Below are 17,146 nucleotides of genomic sequence, written 5' to 3'. Positions count from 1 at the left end.
CCACAACCTGTCAGAAAAACTCACAGATAACATGAGCCACGACCTTCCCCCCCTCAACGCCTTGCGCGCCTTCGAGGCCACCGCCCGCCTGAACAGCGTAAGCCAGGCGGCCGAACAGCTGCACGTCACCCATGGTGCCGTAAGTCGACAGCTGAAGGTGCTGGAAGAGCATTTAGGTGTCAGCCTGTTCGCCAAGGATGGACGCGGCTTGAAACTCACAGATGCCGGCATGCGCCTGCGGGATGTCAGCGCCGATGCGTTCGAGCGACTGCGTGGTGTTTGTGCGGAGCTGACGCAAAGTACGGCCGATGCCCCGTTTGTCCTGGGCTGCTCGGGAAGTTTGCTGGCACGCTGGTTTATTCCCCGCCTGGGCAGGCTCAATGCCGACCTGCCGGATTTGCGCCTGCACCTGTCCGCTGGCGAGGGCGACCTGGACCCCAGGCGACCGGGACTGGACGCTTTGCTGGTATTCGCCGAACCACCCTGGCCGGCCGACATGCAGGTGTATGAACTGGTGAGCGAGCGGATCGGCCCGGTGATGAGCCCGCACTACGCCGGGTTCGCCCGCCTGCAGGCCGCACCGGCCAGCGCGCTGCTGGACGAATCGTTGCTGCACACCACCTCCCGCCCACAGGCCTGGCCGACCTGGGCACAGCAAAACAACCTTGATCCCCGGGCATTGAAATTCGGGCAAGGATTCGAGCATTTATATTATTTGCTGGAGGCCGCTGTAGCGGGGCTCGGCGTGGCGATCGCGCCCGAGCCGCTGGTGACTGAGGACGTGCGCGCCGGTCGCCTGGTCGCGCCGTGGGGTTTCGATGAAACGGCGGCGCGCCTGGCGTTGTGGCTACCCAAGCGCGCCGCAGACGGGCGTGCTCGGCAATTGGCCCAGTGGCTCAGGCATGAGCTGAGCCAACCGACTCAGTCGCCGCGCTTGCACAGCAAGTAAGCAGCCAGTAGACCCAGCGCACCCACTGCGACACCCGCCGTGGTCCAAGGGTGTTCTTGCGCGTAGTCGCGTGTGGCGATCCCGGTTTCACGGGTTTTCACCTTGACCTCTTCATACGCGTCGCTGAGCAGATGGCGAGAATGTTTCAGGGCGTTCTCGGCATTGGCCTTGAGCGACTTGAGGGTCTTACGCGACTCGTCCGAAGCGTCGTCTTTCAGGCTTTCCAACGACTTGAGCAGACTCTCGATCTCCGCTTCCATGCTTTGCAACGAGGCTTTGCGTAACGAATTGCTGGCCATGGTGGCTCTCTCCTGCAGTGGTTGAGTGGCGTGTGTGAATTGGGACTGCGGGCGTTTCTGAAAGTGCAGTAAATCTGAACTTCAGCGCGCAAACGGCGACACACGTAAGACGAAAAATCGCTGCTAGGCTGTTAAAAACAACCAAGGAGAACCTCATGAGTGATCATCACACTTACAAAAAAGTCGAGCTGGTCGGCTCGTCTCCCACCAGCATTGAAGACGCCATCAACAACGCCCTGGCCGAGGCCAGCAAAAGCCTCAAGCACCTGGAGTGGTTCGAAGTCACGGAAACCCGCGGCCACATCGCAAACGGCCGGGCAGCGCACTTCCAAGTGACCATCAAGGTCGGCTTCCGGATTGCCAATAGCTGAGGGGCGGTGAACTTGCACGCTGGCGGAGTGCCATAGGGAATGGCGATGCGCTATGGTGTGCGCATCCTGTTTTTCCAATACCTGCCCTATTTGATCCGACCAAGGAGTGCGAGCGATGAAAAAGTTGATGGTAGCCCTGGGTTTGCTGAGCCTTGCCGGTGGTGCGTTTGCGGCGGGCAAGCCCTGCGAAGAGCTGAAAAGCGAAATCGCAGCGAAGCTGGACGCCAAGGGGGTGTCAGGTTATTCGCTGGAAATCGTCGATAAGGGCGCAGCGGCTGACGGAGAAGTCGTAGGCACCTGTGAGGGCGGTACGAAAGAAATCGTCTATAAAAAGTGATTCTTTTCGAACGTCAAAGCCGACGCAATGCGTCGGCTTTTTTATGCGCGTCATTCAGCCTTTCATGACCTGCGCCAACAACTCGTATGAGTGCAAACGATCGGCATGCTCGTACAGGTCGCTGGTGAAAATCAGCTCATCGGCCTGGGTTTGCTCAATCAGCACCTCCAGCTTGGCGCGAATCTTCTGCGGACTGCCGACCATGGCCAGGCCAAGGAAATCACCAACCGCTTCTTTTTCATGGGGCAACCAGAGGCCGTTCATGGTTTCGACCGGCGGACGCTGGACCAGGCTCTGGCCGCGCATCAATGCCAGGATCCGCTGGTACACCGACGTCGCCAGGTAATCGGCCTGTTCATCCGTGTCCGCCGCCACCAGCGGCACGCCGAGCATCACATAAGGCTTGTCGAGCACTGCCGACGGCTTGAAATGGTTGCGGTAGATACGAATCGCCTCGTGCATGTAGCGCGGTGCGAAATGGGAGGCGAACGCGTAGGGCAAACCGCACTCACCGGCCAATTGCGCACTGAACAGGCTCGAACCCAGCAGCCACACCGGCACATTGGTGCCGGTGCCGGGCATGGCGATGATGCGTTGGTCCGGGGTGCGCGGGCCCAGATAACGCATCAGCTCGGCCACGTCTTCGGGGAAATCGTCCGCGCTGCCGGAGCGCTCGCGACGCAGCGCCCGGGCGGTGATCTGGTCGGAACCTGGTGCGCGGCCCAACCCCAGGTCGATTCGACCCGGGTAGAGGCTTTCCAGCGTGCCGAACTGTTCGGCGATGATCAACGGCGCGTGATTGGGCAACATGACGCCGCCGGAGCCGACACGAATGGTCGAAGTGCCCCCCGCCAGATAACCCAGCAGCACCGCCGTCGCGGAGCTGGCGATACCGTCCATGTTGTGGTGTTCGGCCACCCAGAAACGGGTGTAGCCGTATTTTTCCACGTGCTGCGCCAGGTCCAGCGAGTTGCGCAAGGACTGGGCGGCATTGCCATCGGCGCGGACAGGCACCAGGTCGAGGGTTGAGAATTTCACGTCGGACAGCTGTTTCATGGGCCGGGATCTCCAACGGCGTTCCGGGCTTTTCCAGGGCAAAAGCCTGCCGTTTCTAAAGGTGTGTTCCATGCAATGTGGGCATATACCCGAGTTTCAATAGCTGCGAAGAATTTTCCTACTGAATTCGTCGGCTAATCGACAAGGTGAACTTTTCCGGGCGGTCTATCCTCACAACCCAGACAGTTAAAAAAACACCCAGGCGCGTCTCTCGCGCCGGATCTTCAGGAGGCAGACATGGCTATCATCAAGAAAGCATCGGCTCATTGGGAAGGTGACCTGAAAACCGGTATCGGCTCCATTTCCACGGAAACCGGTGTGCTGCGCGAAGCGCCCTATGGCTTCAAGGCGCGCTTCGAAGGCGGCAAGGGCACCAACCCAGAGGAATTGATCGGCGCGGCCCACGCCGGCTGCTTTTCCATGGCCTTTTCGATGATCCTCGGCGATGCCGGGCTCAAGGCCGACAGCATCGACACCAGTGCTGAAGTGACCCTGGACCAGGTCGATGGCGGTTTCGCGATCACGGCGGTCAAGCTGGTGCTCAAGGCGAAAATTCCCGGCGCCAGCCAGGCGCAATTCGACGAACTGAGCAAGAAGGCCAAGGAAGGGTGCCCGGTTTCCAAGGTGCTGAACGCCCAGATCACCCTGGATGCGACGCTGGTGAACTGACGCATGAAAGGGTCGCAGCCTTTGCAGACACTGCCGAAGGCTGCGATCACTTGAATACGGTCGAGCTGTTTACCCTGGCGCAATTATGATCGAATGAAGCCTGCAGTTTCAGCGCACAGGCAGTGCGCGCTGCCATGAGGAATTCGAACATGAAACGAGCAGCCCTGGTGGTCATCGGTTGCGCATTCACTGCATCAGCCCTTGCAGCCCCCAAATCCTGTGAAGAGCTGAAAGCGGAAATCGAAGCGAAGATCCAGGCCAATAACGTGTCGTCCTACACGCTGGAAATCGTCACCAACGACGAAGTTCATGACCAGAACATGGTGGTGGGCAGTTGCGAAGGCGGCACGAAGAAAATCATCTACCAGAAGAACGACCGCTAGGACGCTCTACGGAACGCAATTGATTTGTCGCTCTTCGGCCACGATTTGACGCTTGGCATCATAGAGCCGGGCGCTGGGCGTGAACGCCAGGTTGCGAGCCTCCAGCCGATAGCGCTGGCCGGCCTCGAAATGGTCATAACGCACGAGCATGTAGCACAGCCGCTCTTGCGGTTCGGCTTGCATGCCCAGCCCACCACCGCTAAACACTTCGAAGTCGAAGCGCACTTTCAGTTCGTGGCTGCCCGGCGAAACCTGAAAGAACCGGCCGTCTCGCAATCGCTGGCCATCCAGGCTTTCAGCCATCAGCATTTTGCCGCCCGGCATGGGGGTAGCGAAATCGATCCACGCCATGTTCGGATCGACCTGGGGCAGTGGGCTCGTTGCACAACCACTCATGGAGACCAGGACCAGTAACAGCAGAGGTAAGCGCATGGTGAATTTCCTGAAATCAGACCCTGAGCATAGCGCCAATCACGTTTGTTGGCAGCCCGCCGGCGTACCTTGCCCCACCACTTTGCGTTGCTGATCGTAAAGCTTGGCCCATGGCCGGAAACCAATGCTGCCGGCCTGCAGCTGGTACCGTTGGCCGGCGTTGAAGTCCTTGAATTTCACGTTCAACCGGCAATCGCGCCACAGCGGCTCGGCATCCGGGCCGATGTTGCCCGGTTCGACGGCAAATTGATAACGCACCGTCAGTTCATGGCTGCCGGGTTGCACTTCGAAATAGCGTCGGTCGATGGACGTCCTGTCATCGACTTTTAGCGCTTGCAGCGCAGTGTCCTGCTGGTTTCCCAGGTCGATCCAGGCTTGGGATGGATCAGGATCAGGCAAACCGGCGCAACCGGTCAGCAGCAACAGGCCGCTCGTCAGCATCAACACGCGCATAGCGAAGCTCCAGGCAAGCGAGATAGTCTTGTGGACAGACTTCCCAGGGTGATTCCAATTGATCAGGCCGCGTTCAAGCCATCGGTTACTCGACCGCGTTTTCCAGATTTTGTTTCCAGGCCTCCTGCTTTTGTTACTGAACGGTTGCACAAGCGCCAGTTACTACAGCCAGCTCGTCGGTGGGCAACTGCGGTTGTTGCAGGCCCGGGAGCCTATCGACCAGGTCATTGCCGACCCTGCTCGCGATGCCCAACTGAAGGCGCACCTGACCCAGGCGCGCGAGGCACGGGCGTTCGCCAGCGCTCACCTGCACTTGCCGGACAATCAAAGCTATCGCCTGTATGCGGACATTGGCCGGCCATTCGTTGTCTGGAATGTCTTCGCCACGCCGGAGTTTTCCCTGGCGCCGCTAAATCATTGTTTCCCGATTGCCGGTTGCGTGGCTTATCGCGGTTATTACAGCCAGGGTGCCGCCCGTGGCGAGGCCGCATTGCAGCGTTTGCAGGGCATGGACGTGTCGATCGGTGGTGTAGAGGCCTACTCGACGCTGGGCTGGTTCAATGATCCGATCCTGAGTTCGATGATGCATTGGGGCGACGAACGCCTGGCGACGCTGATTTTTCATGAACTGGCGCACCAGCGCTTTTATGTAAAGGACGACACCGAATTCAATGAGTCCTTCGCCACCTTCGTCGAGCAGGAGGGCAGCCGGCAATGGCGCGCCAGTCGTGGGCTGGCGCCGGATAACGGCAAGCAGGTGCGCCAGCGCGACCAATTCATCCAATTGATCCTCGACACCCGCCAGCGCCTGGAAAAGCTCTACTCCCAACCCCTGCCGACCGACCAGATGCGCCAACGCAAAGCACAGGCATTCGAACGCCTGCGCACCGACTATGAGCAGTTGCGCGACACTCAATGGGCCGGTGACAAACGCTACGACGCCTGGGTCTATGCCCCCCTGAACAACGCGCGGTTGCTGCCTTTCGGGCTGTATGACCAGTGGGTGCCGGCGTTTGCGGCGCTGTTCAAGCGGGAGGGCGGTAGTTGGGTTGCGTTTTATGCAGCGGTGGAAAAGCTCGGCAAATTGCCGATCGAGGAACGCAAGACGGCTTTGAAGGCGTTGGCAGCGCCGAAGATTTCTGCGGATTAGGCGGACGTCATCGCGAGCAGGCTCGCTCCCACAGGAGCATCTCCCTCGCCACGGGACACCCAGCACAAAAAAGGGCATACCGATTCATCGGTATGCCCTTTTGATTGCCGCTTTCTTCCCCCTAGCCGAGGTACTCCGCAGCAATTACGGGTTGACGCTGTCTTTCAAGAACTTGCCCGGTTTGAAGGCAACGGTATTGCTGGCCTTGATCTTCACCGGCTCACCGGTCTGTGGGTTCTTGCCAGTGCGGGCGCCGCGGTGGCGTTGCAGGAAAGTGCCGAAGCCCACCAGGGTGACGCTGTCCTTGCGGTGCAGGGCACCGGTGATTTCTTCGAGGACGGCGTTGAGGACGCGGTTGGCTTGTTCTTTGGTGAGGTCTGCTTTTTCCGCGATGGCGGCGGCGAGTTCTGGTTTACGCATGAATGAAGCCCCTTTGACGGTTTTTTTGTTGTTATGTCCGTGCCGTTCTCTTTGGAACAGCCCCTAAGGCGCCGCAGGCTCTACTCTGCGGCAGACGGGAGTGAGGATGGCACGGTGCCGATAACGGCGCCAGTGTCCGGGCGACCTTTGTGGGACCAAAAGTAGGGTTTTTGCGACAGAACGACCAGTATTTACGCCAGCAGGGGTGGAAGTTCCTTGTTCAGTGCCAGTTTCTCCATCACCGCCGTGCCTGTCAGGGCGTAACCCAGCAGATTACCTTGAGCATCGCGGCATAGCGCCTTGATGTCCGCGCCCTGCCCTTCGACGCTCCACACGCCCTCGCTGCCTCGCGGTGGTGGCGACACCACCAATGGGCACACCGGGGTCTTGACGGTAATCGGCATGGCGCCGTAGCTGACGGCAGTCGGGTTGCCGGCCAGGGTCTGGGCCAGGGCGCGGGCACAGCTCATCAGGGGCATGACATACAGCAGGTTCAAGCCGTCGACCTCGGCGCAGTCGCCCAGGGCGTAGATGTTGGCGTGGGAGGTTTTCAGGTGGCGGTCGACCACGACGCCGCGGTTGACCACCAGGCCCGCCGCAGCTGCCAGGTCGATGCGTGGGCGCAGGCCGATGGCCGAGACCACCAGGTCGCAGGCGAGCACCTGGCCGTCGGACAGGTGCGCCTCCAGCCCGTCGGCGACCTTCTGCAAGCGGTTGAGTACCGGGCCCAGGTGGAAACGCGCGCCAAGGCTTTCCAGCCCAGCCTGGACCGCTGCGGCAGCGGCCGGGTGCAACAGCGTCGGCATGACTTGCTCGCACGGCGCCACCAGTTGCACTTCGTAGCCGCCCAAGCTCAAGTCATTGGCAAACTCGCAACCAATCAGGCCAGCGCCAAGCAACAACACCCGGCGCTTGCCGGCGGCCGCAGCCCTGAAACGTGCGTAGTCTTCCAGGTCGTTGATGGGAAAAATCAGCTCTGCCGCGTCGCCCTGCACCGGCACGCGCACGGTTTCGGCGCCCCAGGCCAGGATCAGATCGCGGTAGTTCACCGCCTCTTCGCCGATCCACAGCCGTTTGTGGCCCGGATCGATGCCGCTGATACGGGTGTGGGTGCGTACTTCAGCCTTGAGTTGCTCGGCCATGGCCCCCGGTTCGGCCATGCTCAGGCCGTCGGCATCCTTGTTTTTACCAAAGCCTGTGGAGAGCATCGGCTTGGAATACGAGCGACCGTCGTCCGCGGTGATCAGCAGCAACGGGGTTTCGCTGTCGAGCTTGCGAAATTCCCGGGCCAGGTTGTAACCGGCCAGCCCAGTACCGACGATAACGACAGGTGCACTCATGTTGCTCTCCAGCGGGGAAACGATCAGAGGGGAAACGATCAGTTGATTTCGATCATCTCGAAATCCATTTTGCCGACGCCGCAGTCCGGGCAGAGCCAGTCCGCCGGTACGTCCTCCCAGCGAGTGCCAGGCGCGATACCATCGTCAGGCCAGCCGTCAGCTTCGTTGTAGATCAGACCGCAGACGATACATTGCCACTTCTTCATTCAGGTACTTCCTCAGGTGTCAGGCGTTTGCCGGTATGCTCGGGCCGATGAAGCAGCCCCTTCCGGCTCAGGGCGTTTTGTACTGATCGGTTGCGACAGATGCAAGCATGATCGGCGCGGCGGCAGGCCGAGCCAGTCAAAACCATCGACCGACATGGTAAGCTCGCGCCCTCATTTGCTGCCATTCAAGACCTCTGTGCCGCATACAAATTCGATATTTCCTACACTCCAATGGCTGCCCCAGCCCCTGCTGTCGCCCCGCCCCGATGCGGGTGTCCTCGATTGGCTGTTCGACGAAGGCTCCCTGACCCGGCGTCTCACGCGCCTGTCGGACGGCCATTTCAGCGTAACGCCGTTGTTCGAAGGCTGGCAGCCATTGCGCGCCGACGAATGCGCCGCCCTGGACCTGGCCGAGGGCAGCGAGGGCTGGGTACGCGAGGTGTATCTGCGCGGCCGCGACCAGCCTTGGGTGTTCGCCCGCAGTGTGGCGGCGCGCAGCGCCTTGCAGGGTGACGGCTTGCAGATGGACGAACTGGGCAGCCGCTCCCTGGGGGAGTTGCTGTTTTGCGACCAGGCGTTCCAGCGCCGGGCCATCGAAGTCTGCCATTACCCCGACGCCGGGTTGCCGGAAGAAGTGCGCGCCAGTGGGCTGTGGGGTCGCCGTTCACGTTTCGATCGCGGTGCGTTGAGCGTGCTGGTGGCGGAAATCTTTCTGCCGCGCTTGTGGACCGTCGCCCGCGCCTATTCGGAGAATTGCTGATGTACGTGCAACTGCTCAAATCCTTGAACCGCCTGAACCCGCGGGCCTGGGACTTCGTGCAACTGACCCGCATGGACAAGCCCATTGGCATCTACCTGCTGCTGTGGCCGACGTTGTGGGCGTTGTGGATTGCCGGTGAAGGCTCGCCGTCCATCGCCAACGTGGTGATCTTCGTCCTCGGCGTGGTGCTGACCCGCGCTGGCGGCTGTGTGATCAATGACTGGGCCGACCGCAAGGTGGACGGCCACGTCAAGCGCACCGAGCAGCGCCCGCTGGTGAGCGGCAAGATCAGTTCGAAAGAGGCACTGGTGTTCTTCGCCGTGCTGATGAGCGTGAGCTTCGTGCTGGTGCTGTGCACCAACGCCCCGACCATCCTGCTCTCCCTCGGCGGCCTGGCGCTGGCGTTCAGTTACCCGTTCATGAAGCGCTATACCTACTACCCTCAAGTGGTCCTGGGCGCGGCGTTCTCCTGGGGCATGCCGATGGCGTTCACCGCCGAAACCGGTCATCTGCCGGCCGCCGCCTGGTTGCTGTACATCGCCAACCTGCTGTGGACGGTGGGCTACGACACCTATTACGCGATGACCGACCGGGACGATGACCTGCGCATTGGCGTGAAGTCCACGGCGATCCTGTTTGGCGATGCCGACCGGGTGATCATCCTGACGCTGCAAGGCCTGGCCTTGGGCTGCCTGCTGCTGGCCGGGTCGAAATTCCAACTCGGCGGCTGGTTCCACCTGGGGCTGGTGGCCGCTGCCGCATGCTTCGCCTGGGAGTTCTGGTACACACGTGGCCGGGATCGGATGCGCTGTTTCCAGGCATTCCTGCACAACCATTGGGCCGGGTTGGCGATTTTCGTGGGGATTGTGCTGGATTACGCGTTGCGTTGATCCGCTGTCCCTGCTGCAGTACACCTTGGGTCATGAAAACCTCTGTGGCGAGGGAGCTTGCTCCCGCTCGGTTGCGCAGCGACCGCTAAATCTTGGGGCCGCTTCGCAGCCCAGCGGGAGCAAGCTCCCTCGCCACAAAAAGCATCTTGGCTGGGCTCGTCAATCGGGCTTGGCAACTTTCCAGGCACCGTCCATCAAGCCATCACCCGTCATGTCTCCGGCTTTTGTGTCCCTCACGAAGGTGTACAGCGGCATACCCTGATAGGCCCACTGCATTGAGCCATCATCACGCTTGATCACGGTCCAGTCACCCATGGATTTATCACCCGCCTCAGCCATCAGCGGTGGCCAATTGGCGGCACACTTGTCATTGCACGCCGACTTGCCGGCCGAGTCCTTGGCGAAGGTGTAAAGCGTCATGCCCTTATGGTCGGTGAACATACCGTCCTTCTCCATCGCAGGATCGGCTGCCATCGCCAATCCAGGCAGCATCAGGGCAGCAGCCATCAGCAGGGCTTTGAAAGAAACAGTCATTTGTTTCATGGAAACCTTCCTTTGTAGTTGTCAGGATTCGGACTGAAAAGCGTAGTCCAGGATCCCTTTCACCGCCGCACGACGAAATAACTGTCACACGACTGCAATAATTCCGTTATCTAATGCGGCGCAAGACAGTTAAATGACAAGAGGATTACCCCATGGTTGGCAGGAGCATTCTGATCGTCGACGACGAGGCGCCCATCCGCGAGATGATCGCCGTTGCGTTGGAGATGGCCGGCTATGACTGCATGGAAGCAGAAAACTCTCAACAGGCCCACGCCATCATCGTCGACCGCAAGCCCGACCTGATCCTGCTGGACTGGATGCTGCCCGGCACGTCAGGTATCGAACTGGCGCGGCGGCTCAAGCGTGACGAGCTGACCGGCGATATTCCGATCATCATGCTCACGGCCAAGGGCGAAGAGGACAACAAGATCCAGGGCCTGGAAGTCGGCGCCGACGACTACATCACCAAGCCGTTTTCGCCACGGGAGCTGGTGGCGCGCCTGAAGGCCGTGCTGCGCCGCGCCGGACCGACGGATGGCGAAGCCCCCATCGAAGTCGGTGGCCTGCTGCTCGACCCGATCAGCCATCGCGTGACCATCGACGGCAAACCCGCCGAAATGGGTCCGACCGAATACCGCCTGTTGCAGTTTTTCATGACTCACCAGGAACGTGCCTACACCCGCGGCCAACTGCTGGACCAGGTCTGGGGTGGCAACGTCTATGTCGAGGAGCGCACCGTGGACGTACACATCCGGCGCCTGCGCAAGGCCCTCGGCGATGCCTATGAAAATCTGGTACAAACCGTGCGCGGCACCGGTTATCGTTTTTCGACCAAGGCCTGATCCGAGCCCTTACCGCCCGACAAAGCTGACAAGGACGCGCGTCACGTGAACCAAAACTGGCATGGCACCCTGATTCGCCACATGTTGTTGCTGGTGACCGGCTGTTTGCTGATCGGCCTGATCAGTGGTTATTACGGTTGGAGCCTGGCCGCGGGCCTGGGGCTTTACCTGGCCTGGACACTCAAGCAATTGCTGCGCCTGCATGAATGGCTGCGCCTGCACCAACCCGACGAAGCGCCGCCCGACGGCTATGGCCTGTGGGGTGAGGTGTTCGACAGCATCTACCACCTGCAACGGCGCGACCAGCGCGTTCGCGGGCGCCTGCAGGCGGTGATCGACCGGGTCCAGGAGTCCACTGCCGCGCTGAAAGACGCGGTGATCATGCTCGACAGCGACGGCAACCTGGAGTGGTGGAACCGCGCCGCCGAGACCCTGCTGGGCCTCAAGACGCCACAGGACAGCGGCCAGCCGGTGACCAACCTGGTGCGTCATCCGCGCTTCAAGGAATATTTCGAGCAGGCCAATTACGCCGAGCCGCTGGAGATCCCTTCGCCCACCAATGATCGGCTACGCATCCAGCTGTACATCACCCGCTATGGCAACAATGAGCACTTGATGCTGGTGCGCGACGTCACGCGTATCCATCAGCTGGAACAGATGCGCAAGGACTTCATCGCCAACGTCTCCCACGAACTGCGCACGCCGTTGACGGTGATCTGCGGTTATCTGGAAACCCTGCTCGACAACGTCGAGGAGGTGAACCCACGCTGGAGCCGGGCCTTGCAACAGATGCACCAGCAAAGCGGGCGCATGCAGACCCTGCTCAACGACTTGTTGCTGCTGGCGAAGCTGGAAGCCACCGACTACCCGTCGGACAACCAGCCAGTGCCCATCGACGACCTGCTGCAAATCATTGTCGAAGATGCGCAGGAACTGTCCGGCCCCAAGCAGCAGACCATCACCCTGGAGGCCGACCCGGCCGTGCAGCTCAAAGGCAGCGAGGCGGAACTGCGCAGTGCGTTTTCCAACCTGGTGTTCAACGCGGTCAAGTACACGCCGGAGCAAGGCCGGATCCATGTGCGCTGGTGGGGCGATGAGCAAGGCGCGCACCTGAGCGTGCGCGATTCGGGCATTGGCATCGACAGCAAGCACCTGCCGCGCCTGACCGAACGTTTCTACCGTGTCGACTCCAGCCGCAACTCCAACACCGGGGGTACCGGGCTGGGCCTGGCCATCGTCAAACACGTCCTGCTGCGCCACCGCGCCCGCATGGAAATCAGCAGCGTACCCGGCCATGGCAGCACCTTTACCTGCCATTTCGCCCCGGCCCAGGTGGTTCGCGCACGCCTCGCCCGCCCCGCTGATTAAACGCCCCCCCTAGGCAATCGCCGAGTCAGCCGCTACATTGGCTGACTTGCGCCTGCCTTTTCAGGCGCTCATTTTTAATTCCTACGACTTTACGGAACCCGCAAAACCCCATCATGGACCCTTCCCCTGGCTTGTCCCTCGTCACACTCTTCGCCGAATTCGGCATGATTCTTTTTGCGCTGATCCTGGTTTTGCTCAACGGTTTTTTCGTTGCGGCCGAATTCGCCATGGTCAAGCTGCGTTCGACCCGGGTCGAGGCCATTGCCGAGCAGAACGGCTGGCGCGGGCACATCCTGCGCACCGTCCACAGCCAGCTCGACGCTTACCTGTCGGCGTGCCAGTTGGGTATCACCCTGGCGTCCCTGGGACTGGGCTGGGTCGGTGAGCCGGCGTTCGCCCACATCCTCGAGCCGCTGCTGGGCGCGGTCGGCGTACAGTCGCCGGAAGTGATCAAGGGCGTGTCGTTCTTCACCGCGTTCTTCATCATTTCGTACCTGCACATCGTGGTCGGTGAACTGGCGCCCAAATCCTGGGCCATTCGCAAACCCGAGCTGCTGTCGCTGTGGACCGCCGTGCCGCTGTACCTGTTCTACTGGGCCATGTACCCGGCGATCTACCTGCTCAACGCCAGCGCCAACGCCATTTTGCGCATCGCCGGCCAAGGCGAGCCCGGCCCGCATCACGAACACCATTACAGCCGCGAAGAACTGAAGCTGATCCTGCACTCCAGCCGAGGCCAGGACCCGAGCGACCAAGGCATGCGTGTGCTGGCCTCGGCCGTGGAAATGGGCGAGCTGGAAGTGGTGGACTGGGCCAACTCCCGGGAAGACCTGGTGACGCTGGAGTTCAACGCGCCGCTCAAGGAAATCCTGGCGATGTTCCGTCGCCACAAGTTCAGCCGTTATCCGGTGTATGACAGCGAACGCCAGGAGTTCGTCGGCCTGCTGCACATCAAGGACCTGCTGCTGGAGCTGGCGGCCCTGGATCACATTCCCGAGTCGTTCAACCTGGCCGAACTGACCCGGCCGCTGGAGCGCGTGTCGCGGCACATGCCGCTGTCGCAATTGCTGGAGCAGTTCCGCAAGGGCGGCTCGCACTTCGCCCTGGTCGAGGAAGCCGACGGCAACATCATCGGCTACCTGACCATGGAAGACGTGCTGGAAGTGCTGGTGGGCGACATCCAGGACGAACACCGCAAGGCCGAACGCGGCATCCTGGCCTACCAGCCGGGCAAGCTGCTGGTGCGCGGCGACACACCATTGTTCAAGGTCGAGCGCCTGCTGGGGATCGACCTGGACCACATCGAAGCCGAAACCCTGGCCGGGCTGGTCTATGAAACCCTCAAGCGCGTACCGGAAGAGGAAGAAGTACTGGAGGTCGAAGGCCTGCGGATCATCATCAAGAAGATGAAAGGGCCGAAGATCATTCTGGCGAAGGTGTTGATGCTCGATTGAGTGTCAACCTGCTCTGGCAAGCCGGTGGCAAAACGGTGGGAGCAAAGCTTGCTCGCGATACAGGCAACTCAGTTTCTGGAAGACCGCGTCGCCCTCATCGCGGGCAAGCCTTGCTCCCACAGATGAATCCCTCCACCACAAAAAGCGCCTTCGCATCTGCAGAAGCTATTGCTTGCCCACCGCAAAGTTGGGCAAGTCGCCCACCGGTTGATTGAACTGGTAGGGAATCGACACCAGCCCCAGGCCGGTATTGCGCTGCACCACGAAATGCAGGTGCGGGCCTGAGCTGTTGCCGGTATTGCCCGACAACGCCAACGGCGCGCCCACCCCGACCCGCTGCCCTTCCCGTACGCTCACCGAACCTTTCTGCAAGTGCAGGTAGACGCCCATGGTCCCGTCATCGTGCAGCACCCGCACGAAGTTGCCCGAAGGGTCGTCCCCACGGCCGGTCTGCTCGTTTTCAGTCTTGATGACCACGCCGCCCCGCGCCGCGATGATCGGCGTGCCCACGGGCATGGCAATGTCCATGGCGTAGCGGTTCTTCGGGCCGTAATGGCTGTACTGGCCGTTGGCGCCCTGGCTCAGCCGGAACGGCCCGCCACGCCACGGCAACGGGTACTGATAGGCCTGTGCCGCGCCGGTGGGGTCGCCCAGGGAGTATTCGAACCTTGGGGTATACACCAGCGGCCTGCCGGGCCGAGTGGCCGTGAGCAGCGCCAGGCGCAGGTTGCTGCGTGCCGGCAGTACCCGACGAATCGGCCGGCTCGGCGCCCCGCTGACGTTGCGCAGCCCGGCAAAACTCAACTCGATCTCCACCGGCGCATACAAATCGTTGCGCACGAACACCGCATCCGCGCCGTTCTGTTTCTTGATATCGAGGAATACCTGCCGCTCCAGGCGCTCGACCATGCGGTCGCGGAACACGAACACCTGGGCGCCCTTGCTGGGGCGGTCGCTATAGGACACCACGCCATTGGCATCGGTGGATTTGTAGATCGTCATGGCCACGGCCGAGGTGGAGGCCAGGACAAGACCACAGGCAAACAGCAGGGGTGCGAGCATGGGTAAGGGTTCTGTCGAAAAAATGAAGGCCTGCACAGCAGCCTAGCAGCTGGGATGGACCAGCGTAGTCGACGGATGTTTCAAAATTGGATCAGCGATCGGTGTTGGATCTTATGGCCCCATCGCGAGCAAGCTCGCTCCCACACTCGATCCAGTGAACACTGAAGATCCCCTGTGGGAGCGAGCTTGCTCGCGATAGCGGACTCAAGGGCGCCGCCGCATCAAGCGCCTGGTACGAAGTGCTTCTGGGCAGTGCCGCGGGCGATCAGGCGGGAGATGTAGTCGAGTTTCTGCGGGTCTTTGTCGACGAAGCGGAACGTCAATTGCAGCCACTCGCTGTCAGGCGTCTGCTCATGGGCGACGATGGCGTGCAGGTAGCCGTTGAGACGAGCGGTTTCGGCGTTGTCGCCCTGCTCCATGTCCAGCACTGCGCTTTCGAGCACTTGCGGCAGGGTCTCGCTGCGCTTGACCACCAGCAGCGCTTCCTTGAGGCTCAGGGCCTTGATCACACATTGCTGGGTGCCGCTGGACAGGCGCAACTGGCCTTGGCCACGGTTGGTCGTCGAAGCGGCGGCTACCGGTGCCTTGACGGGTGGACTGTTGAGCAGGCCACGGGCCGGGGCAGCAGCGGCGGGGGCGGGGGCGGCAGCCGGCTTGGCAAAAGGATTCGCCACAGGCGCCGAAGCGACCGCCGCCACCGCAGCCTTGCCGCCCGTCAGGGCGCTTAGGGAGTCATTGCCGAACGCCGAGTTCATCTTGGTCGGGGCACTGTTCATCAGCGTGTCAAGCTTGCCGACCTTATGCAGGGCTTGCTTGACCTTGGTCAGTAGCTGCTCGTTGGTGAACGGCTTGCTGACATAACCGGAGACGCCGGCCTGGATCGCCTGGACCACGTTTTCCTTGTCGCCGCGGCTGGTGACCATCACGAACGGCATGCCCTTGAGGTTGTCCTGCTGGCGGCACCAGGTCAGCAGTTCCAGGCCGGACATTTCCGGCATTTCCCAATCGCACAGCACCAGGTCGAACGCTTCGCGAGCCAGCAGGGCCTGGGCTTTTTTGCCGTTCACCGCGTCTTCGATGCGCACGCCCGGGAAGTAGTTGCGCAGGCACTTCTTCACCAGGTCACGAATGAACGAAGCATCGTCCACGACCAACACACTGACCTTACTCATCCAGATACACCTCTAAAAAATCCCGGCAAGCATACCGCTTTTACTGATGGCACATTGCCAAAAACCTTCAGTCACGCCGGGACTTTTCGTTCGCGGGGTGCTGCTTTCGATTAAAAAAAACCCAAAAAAAAGCCCGACCAGAAGGCCGGGCGCTTTTCTTGGCAATCTTACTTATCGTCAGTTTCGCCCGGAACATTAGCAGTTTCGGACGGGGTGCCCTCAACTTCTTCCTTCATGCGCTTGAGCCCCAGATGCCGCACATCGGTGCCGCGCACCAGATAGATGACAAGTTCCGAGATGTTGCGCGCATGATCGCCGATACGCTCCAGAGAACGCAGCACCCAGATGATGCTCAACACCCGGGAGATGGAGCGCGGGTCTTCCATCATGTAAGTCGCCAGCTCGCGCAGGGCGGTCTTGTATTCGCGGTCGATGATCTTGTCGTACTGGGCCACCGACAGTGCCAGGTCGGCGTCGAAGCGGGCAAAGGCGTCCAGTGCATCGCGGACCATGTTGCGCACCTGGTCGCCAATGTGGCGAACCTCGACGTAACCGCGCGGCGCCTCGCCTTCTTCGCACAACTGAATGGCACGACGGGCGATCTTGGTAGCTTCGTCGCCGATTCGCTCGAGATCGATCACCGACTTGGAGATGCTGATGATCAGGCGCAGGTCAGAAGCCGCCGGCTGTCGACGGGCCAGGATACGCAGGCACTCCTCGTCGATGTTGCGCTCCATCTGGTTGATCTGGTCATCGATTTCGCGCACCTGCTGGGCCAGGCCGGAGTCGGCCTCGATCAGCGCGGTCACCGCATCGTTGACCTGCTTTTCCACCAGCCCGCCCATGGCCAGCAAGTGACTGCGCACTTCCTCAAGCTCAGCGTTGAACTGTGCGGAAATGTGGTGAGTAAGGCCTTCCTTCGAAATCATCTTGTTCGCTCCGCGAAAGTTGCAAGCTTCAAGCTGCAAGCTTCAAGCAGTTAAATGTTGA

General features: G+C 61.0%; 22 protein-coding genes. 11 read left to right on the top strand and 11 right to left on the bottom strand.

Annotation, left to right across the window (positions count from 1 at the left end):
* Positions 1–31 precede the first annotated feature (31 nt).
* Positions 32–949, top strand: a complete 918-nt coding sequence (locus tag HU749_RS01610) for a LysR family transcriptional regulator (RefSeq protein WP_095962716.1) — start codon at positions 32–34, stop codon at positions 947–949.
* Here HU749_RS01610 and HU749_RS01605 read toward each other — a convergent pair.
* Entirely contained in the window at positions 922–1,248 is a 327-nt protein-coding gene (locus HU749_RS01605) for an ElaB/YgaM/YqjD family protein (RefSeq protein ID WP_003196426.1), read from the bottom strand. The genes HU749_RS01610 and HU749_RS01605 overlap by 28 nt on opposite strands.
* Positions 1,249–1,403: 155 nt before the next feature.
* On the opposite strand from HU749_RS01605, the gene HU749_RS01600 reads away from it, so the two are divergent.
* Both HU749_RS01600 and HU749_RS01595 read left to right on the top strand, forming a co-directional pair.
* Positions 1,404–1,619, top strand: coding sequence for a dodecin (locus HU749_RS01600; protein WP_014335909.1), 216 nt, complete (start codon positions 1,404–1,406; stop codon positions 1,617–1,619).
* Between the two features lie 115 nt (positions 1,620–1,734).
* Positions 1,735–1,956, top strand: coding sequence for a DUF1161 domain-containing protein (locus HU749_RS01595; RefSeq protein WP_014335908.1), 222 nt, complete (start codon positions 1,735–1,737; stop codon positions 1,954–1,956).
* 54 nt (positions 1,957–2,010) lie between these two features.
* On the opposite strand, the gene HU749_RS01590 is transcribed toward HU749_RS01595, so the two are convergent.
* Positions 2,011–3,012 carry an LLM class flavin-dependent oxidoreductase gene (locus tag HU749_RS01590; RefSeq protein ID WP_079301418.1) on the bottom strand — a complete coding sequence of 334 codons (1,002 nt, stop codon included), beginning with the start codon at positions 3,010–3,012 and terminating at the stop codon, positions 2,011–2,013.
* Positions 3,013–3,249: 237 nt separating this feature from the next.
* Between HU749_RS01590 and HU749_RS01585 the strand changes: the two genes are divergently transcribed.
* Together HU749_RS01585 and HU749_RS01580 are read left to right on the top strand one after the other, a co-directional pair.
* The gene (locus tag HU749_RS01585) at positions 3,250–3,681 is read left to right on the top strand and encodes an OsmC family protein (RefSeq protein WP_079301417.1); all 432 of its coding nucleotides are present in this window, start codon (positions 3,250–3,252) and stop codon (positions 3,679–3,681) included.
* A 149-nt stretch (positions 3,682–3,830) separates the two neighbouring features.
* The gene (locus tag HU749_RS01580) at positions 3,831–4,064 is read left to right on the top strand and encodes a DUF1161 domain-containing protein (protein WP_018609944.1); all 234 of its coding nucleotides are present in this window, start codon (positions 3,831–3,833) and stop codon (positions 4,062–4,064) included.
* Between the two features lie 6 nt (positions 4,065–4,070).
* Here the strand turns inward: HU749_RS01580 and HU749_RS01575 are convergent, their stop codons facing one another.
* Positions 4,071–4,496 carry a PA0061/PA0062 family lipoprotein gene (locus tag HU749_RS01575; RefSeq protein WP_079301416.1) on the bottom strand — a complete coding sequence of 142 codons (426 nt, stop codon included), beginning with the start codon at positions 4,494–4,496 and terminating at the stop codon, positions 4,071–4,073.
* Between the two features lie 39 nt (positions 4,497–4,535).
* Positions 4,536–4,949 (bottom strand): PA0061/PA0062 family lipoprotein, encoded by a 414-nt coding sequence (locus tag HU749_RS01570; RefSeq protein ID WP_053177467.1) that lies wholly within the window; start codon positions 4,947–4,949, stop codon positions 4,536–4,538.
* A gap of 58 nt (positions 4,950–5,007) precedes the next feature.
* On the opposite strand from HU749_RS01570, the gene HU749_RS01565 reads away from it, so the two are divergent.
* On the top strand, positions 5,008–6,099 hold the full coding sequence (locus tag HU749_RS01565; protein WP_079301415.1) for an aminopeptidase: 1,092 nt from the start codon (positions 5,008–5,010) through the stop codon (positions 6,097–6,099).
* A gap of 144 nt (positions 6,100–6,243) precedes the next feature.
* Here the strand turns inward: HU749_RS01565 and HU749_RS01560 are convergent, their stop codons facing one another.
* The 3 genes from HU749_RS01560 to HU749_RS01550 form a co-directional block, all read right to left on the bottom strand.
* A complete protein-coding gene (locus HU749_RS01560; protein WP_003177201.1) occupies positions 6,244–6,519 on the bottom strand; it encodes an HU family DNA-binding protein in 276 nt (91 codons plus the stop codon).
* Positions 6,520–6,710: 191 nt separating this feature from the next.
* Complete coding sequence (locus HU749_RS01555) at positions 6,711–7,859, bottom strand: NAD(P)/FAD-dependent oxidoreductase (protein ID WP_046064709.1); 1,149 nt, start codon at positions 7,857–7,859, stop codon at positions 6,711–6,713.
* 38 nt (positions 7,860–7,897) lie between these two features.
* Positions 7,898–8,065 carry a rubredoxin gene (locus HU749_RS01550; RefSeq protein ID WP_003177199.1) on the bottom strand — a complete coding sequence of 56 codons (168 nt, stop codon included), beginning with the start codon at positions 8,063–8,065 and terminating at the stop codon, positions 7,898–7,900.
* Positions 8,066–8,261: 196 nt separating this feature from the next.
* Here HU749_RS01550 and HU749_RS01545 point away from each other — a divergent pair, with 196 nt between their 5' ends.
* Complete coding sequence (locus HU749_RS01545) at positions 8,262–8,825, top strand: chorismate--pyruvate lyase family protein (protein WP_046064726.1); 564 nt, start codon at positions 8,262–8,264, stop codon at positions 8,823–8,825.
* A complete protein-coding gene (gene ubiA, locus HU749_RS01540; RefSeq protein ID WP_186649571.1) occupies positions 8,825–9,715 on the top strand; it encodes a 4-hydroxybenzoate octaprenyltransferase in 891 nt (296 codons plus the stop codon). Before HU749_RS01545 ends, ubiA begins: the two co-directional genes overlap by 1 nt.
* Before the next feature lie 159 nt (positions 9,716–9,874).
* On the opposite strand, the gene HU749_RS01535 is transcribed toward ubiA, so the two are convergent.
* The gene (locus HU749_RS01535) at positions 9,875–10,258 is read right to left on the bottom strand and encodes a COG4315 family predicted lipoprotein (protein ID WP_095974481.1); all 384 of its coding nucleotides are present in this window, start codon (positions 10,256–10,258) and stop codon (positions 9,875–9,877) included.
* 152 nt (positions 10,259–10,410) lie between these two features.
* Here HU749_RS01535 and phoB point away from each other — a divergent pair, with 152 nt between their 5' ends.
* The 3 genes from phoB (at position 10,411) to HU749_RS01520 (ending at position 13,922) form a co-directional block, all read left to right on the top strand.
* Positions 10,411–11,100: a phosphate regulon transcriptional regulator PhoB gene (phoB, locus tag HU749_RS01530; RefSeq protein WP_003177195.1), complete on the top strand. Its 690-nt coding sequence runs from the start codon at positions 10,411–10,413 to the stop codon at positions 11,098–11,100.
* Positions 11,101–11,181: 81 nt separating this feature from the next.
* Complete coding sequence (gene phoR / locus HU749_RS01525) at positions 11,182–12,468, top strand: phosphate regulon sensor histidine kinase PhoR (protein ID WP_189664562.1); 1,287 nt, start codon at positions 11,182–11,184, stop codon at positions 12,466–12,468.
* A gap of 113 nt (positions 12,469–12,581) precedes the next feature.
* Entirely contained in the window at positions 12,582–13,922 is a 1,341-nt protein-coding gene (locus tag HU749_RS01520) for a hemolysin family protein (RefSeq protein WP_014335895.1), read from the top strand.
* A 165-nt stretch (positions 13,923–14,087) separates the two neighbouring features.
* On the opposite strand, the gene HU749_RS01515 is transcribed toward HU749_RS01520, so the two are convergent.
* The 3 genes from HU749_RS01515 to phoU form a co-directional block, all read right to left on the bottom strand.
* Positions 14,088–14,984, bottom strand: a complete 897-nt coding sequence (locus HU749_RS01515) for a peptidoglycan DD-metalloendopeptidase family protein (protein WP_186649569.1) — start codon at positions 14,982–14,984, stop codon at positions 14,088–14,090.
* Between the two features lie 221 nt (positions 14,985–15,205).
* Positions 15,206–16,156: a response regulator gene (locus HU749_RS01510; protein WP_095962710.1), complete on the bottom strand. Its 951-nt coding sequence runs from the start codon at positions 16,154–16,156 to the stop codon at positions 15,206–15,208.
* 167 nt (positions 16,157–16,323) lie between these two features.
* Complete coding sequence (gene phoU, locus HU749_RS01505; protein WP_018609970.1) at positions 16,324–17,085, bottom strand: phosphate signaling complex protein PhoU; 762 nt, start codon at positions 17,083–17,085, stop codon at positions 16,324–16,326.
* Positions 17,086–17,146 lie beyond the last annotated feature (61 nt).

This window comes from Pseudomonas ogarae, from assembly GCF_014268695.2.
In the GTDB taxonomy this organism is placed as follows: domain Bacteria; phylum Pseudomonadota; class Gammaproteobacteria; order Pseudomonadales; family Pseudomonadaceae; genus Aquipseudomonas; species Aquipseudomonas kilonensis.
This window is presented reverse-complemented; position numbering and strand designations above follow the sequence as displayed.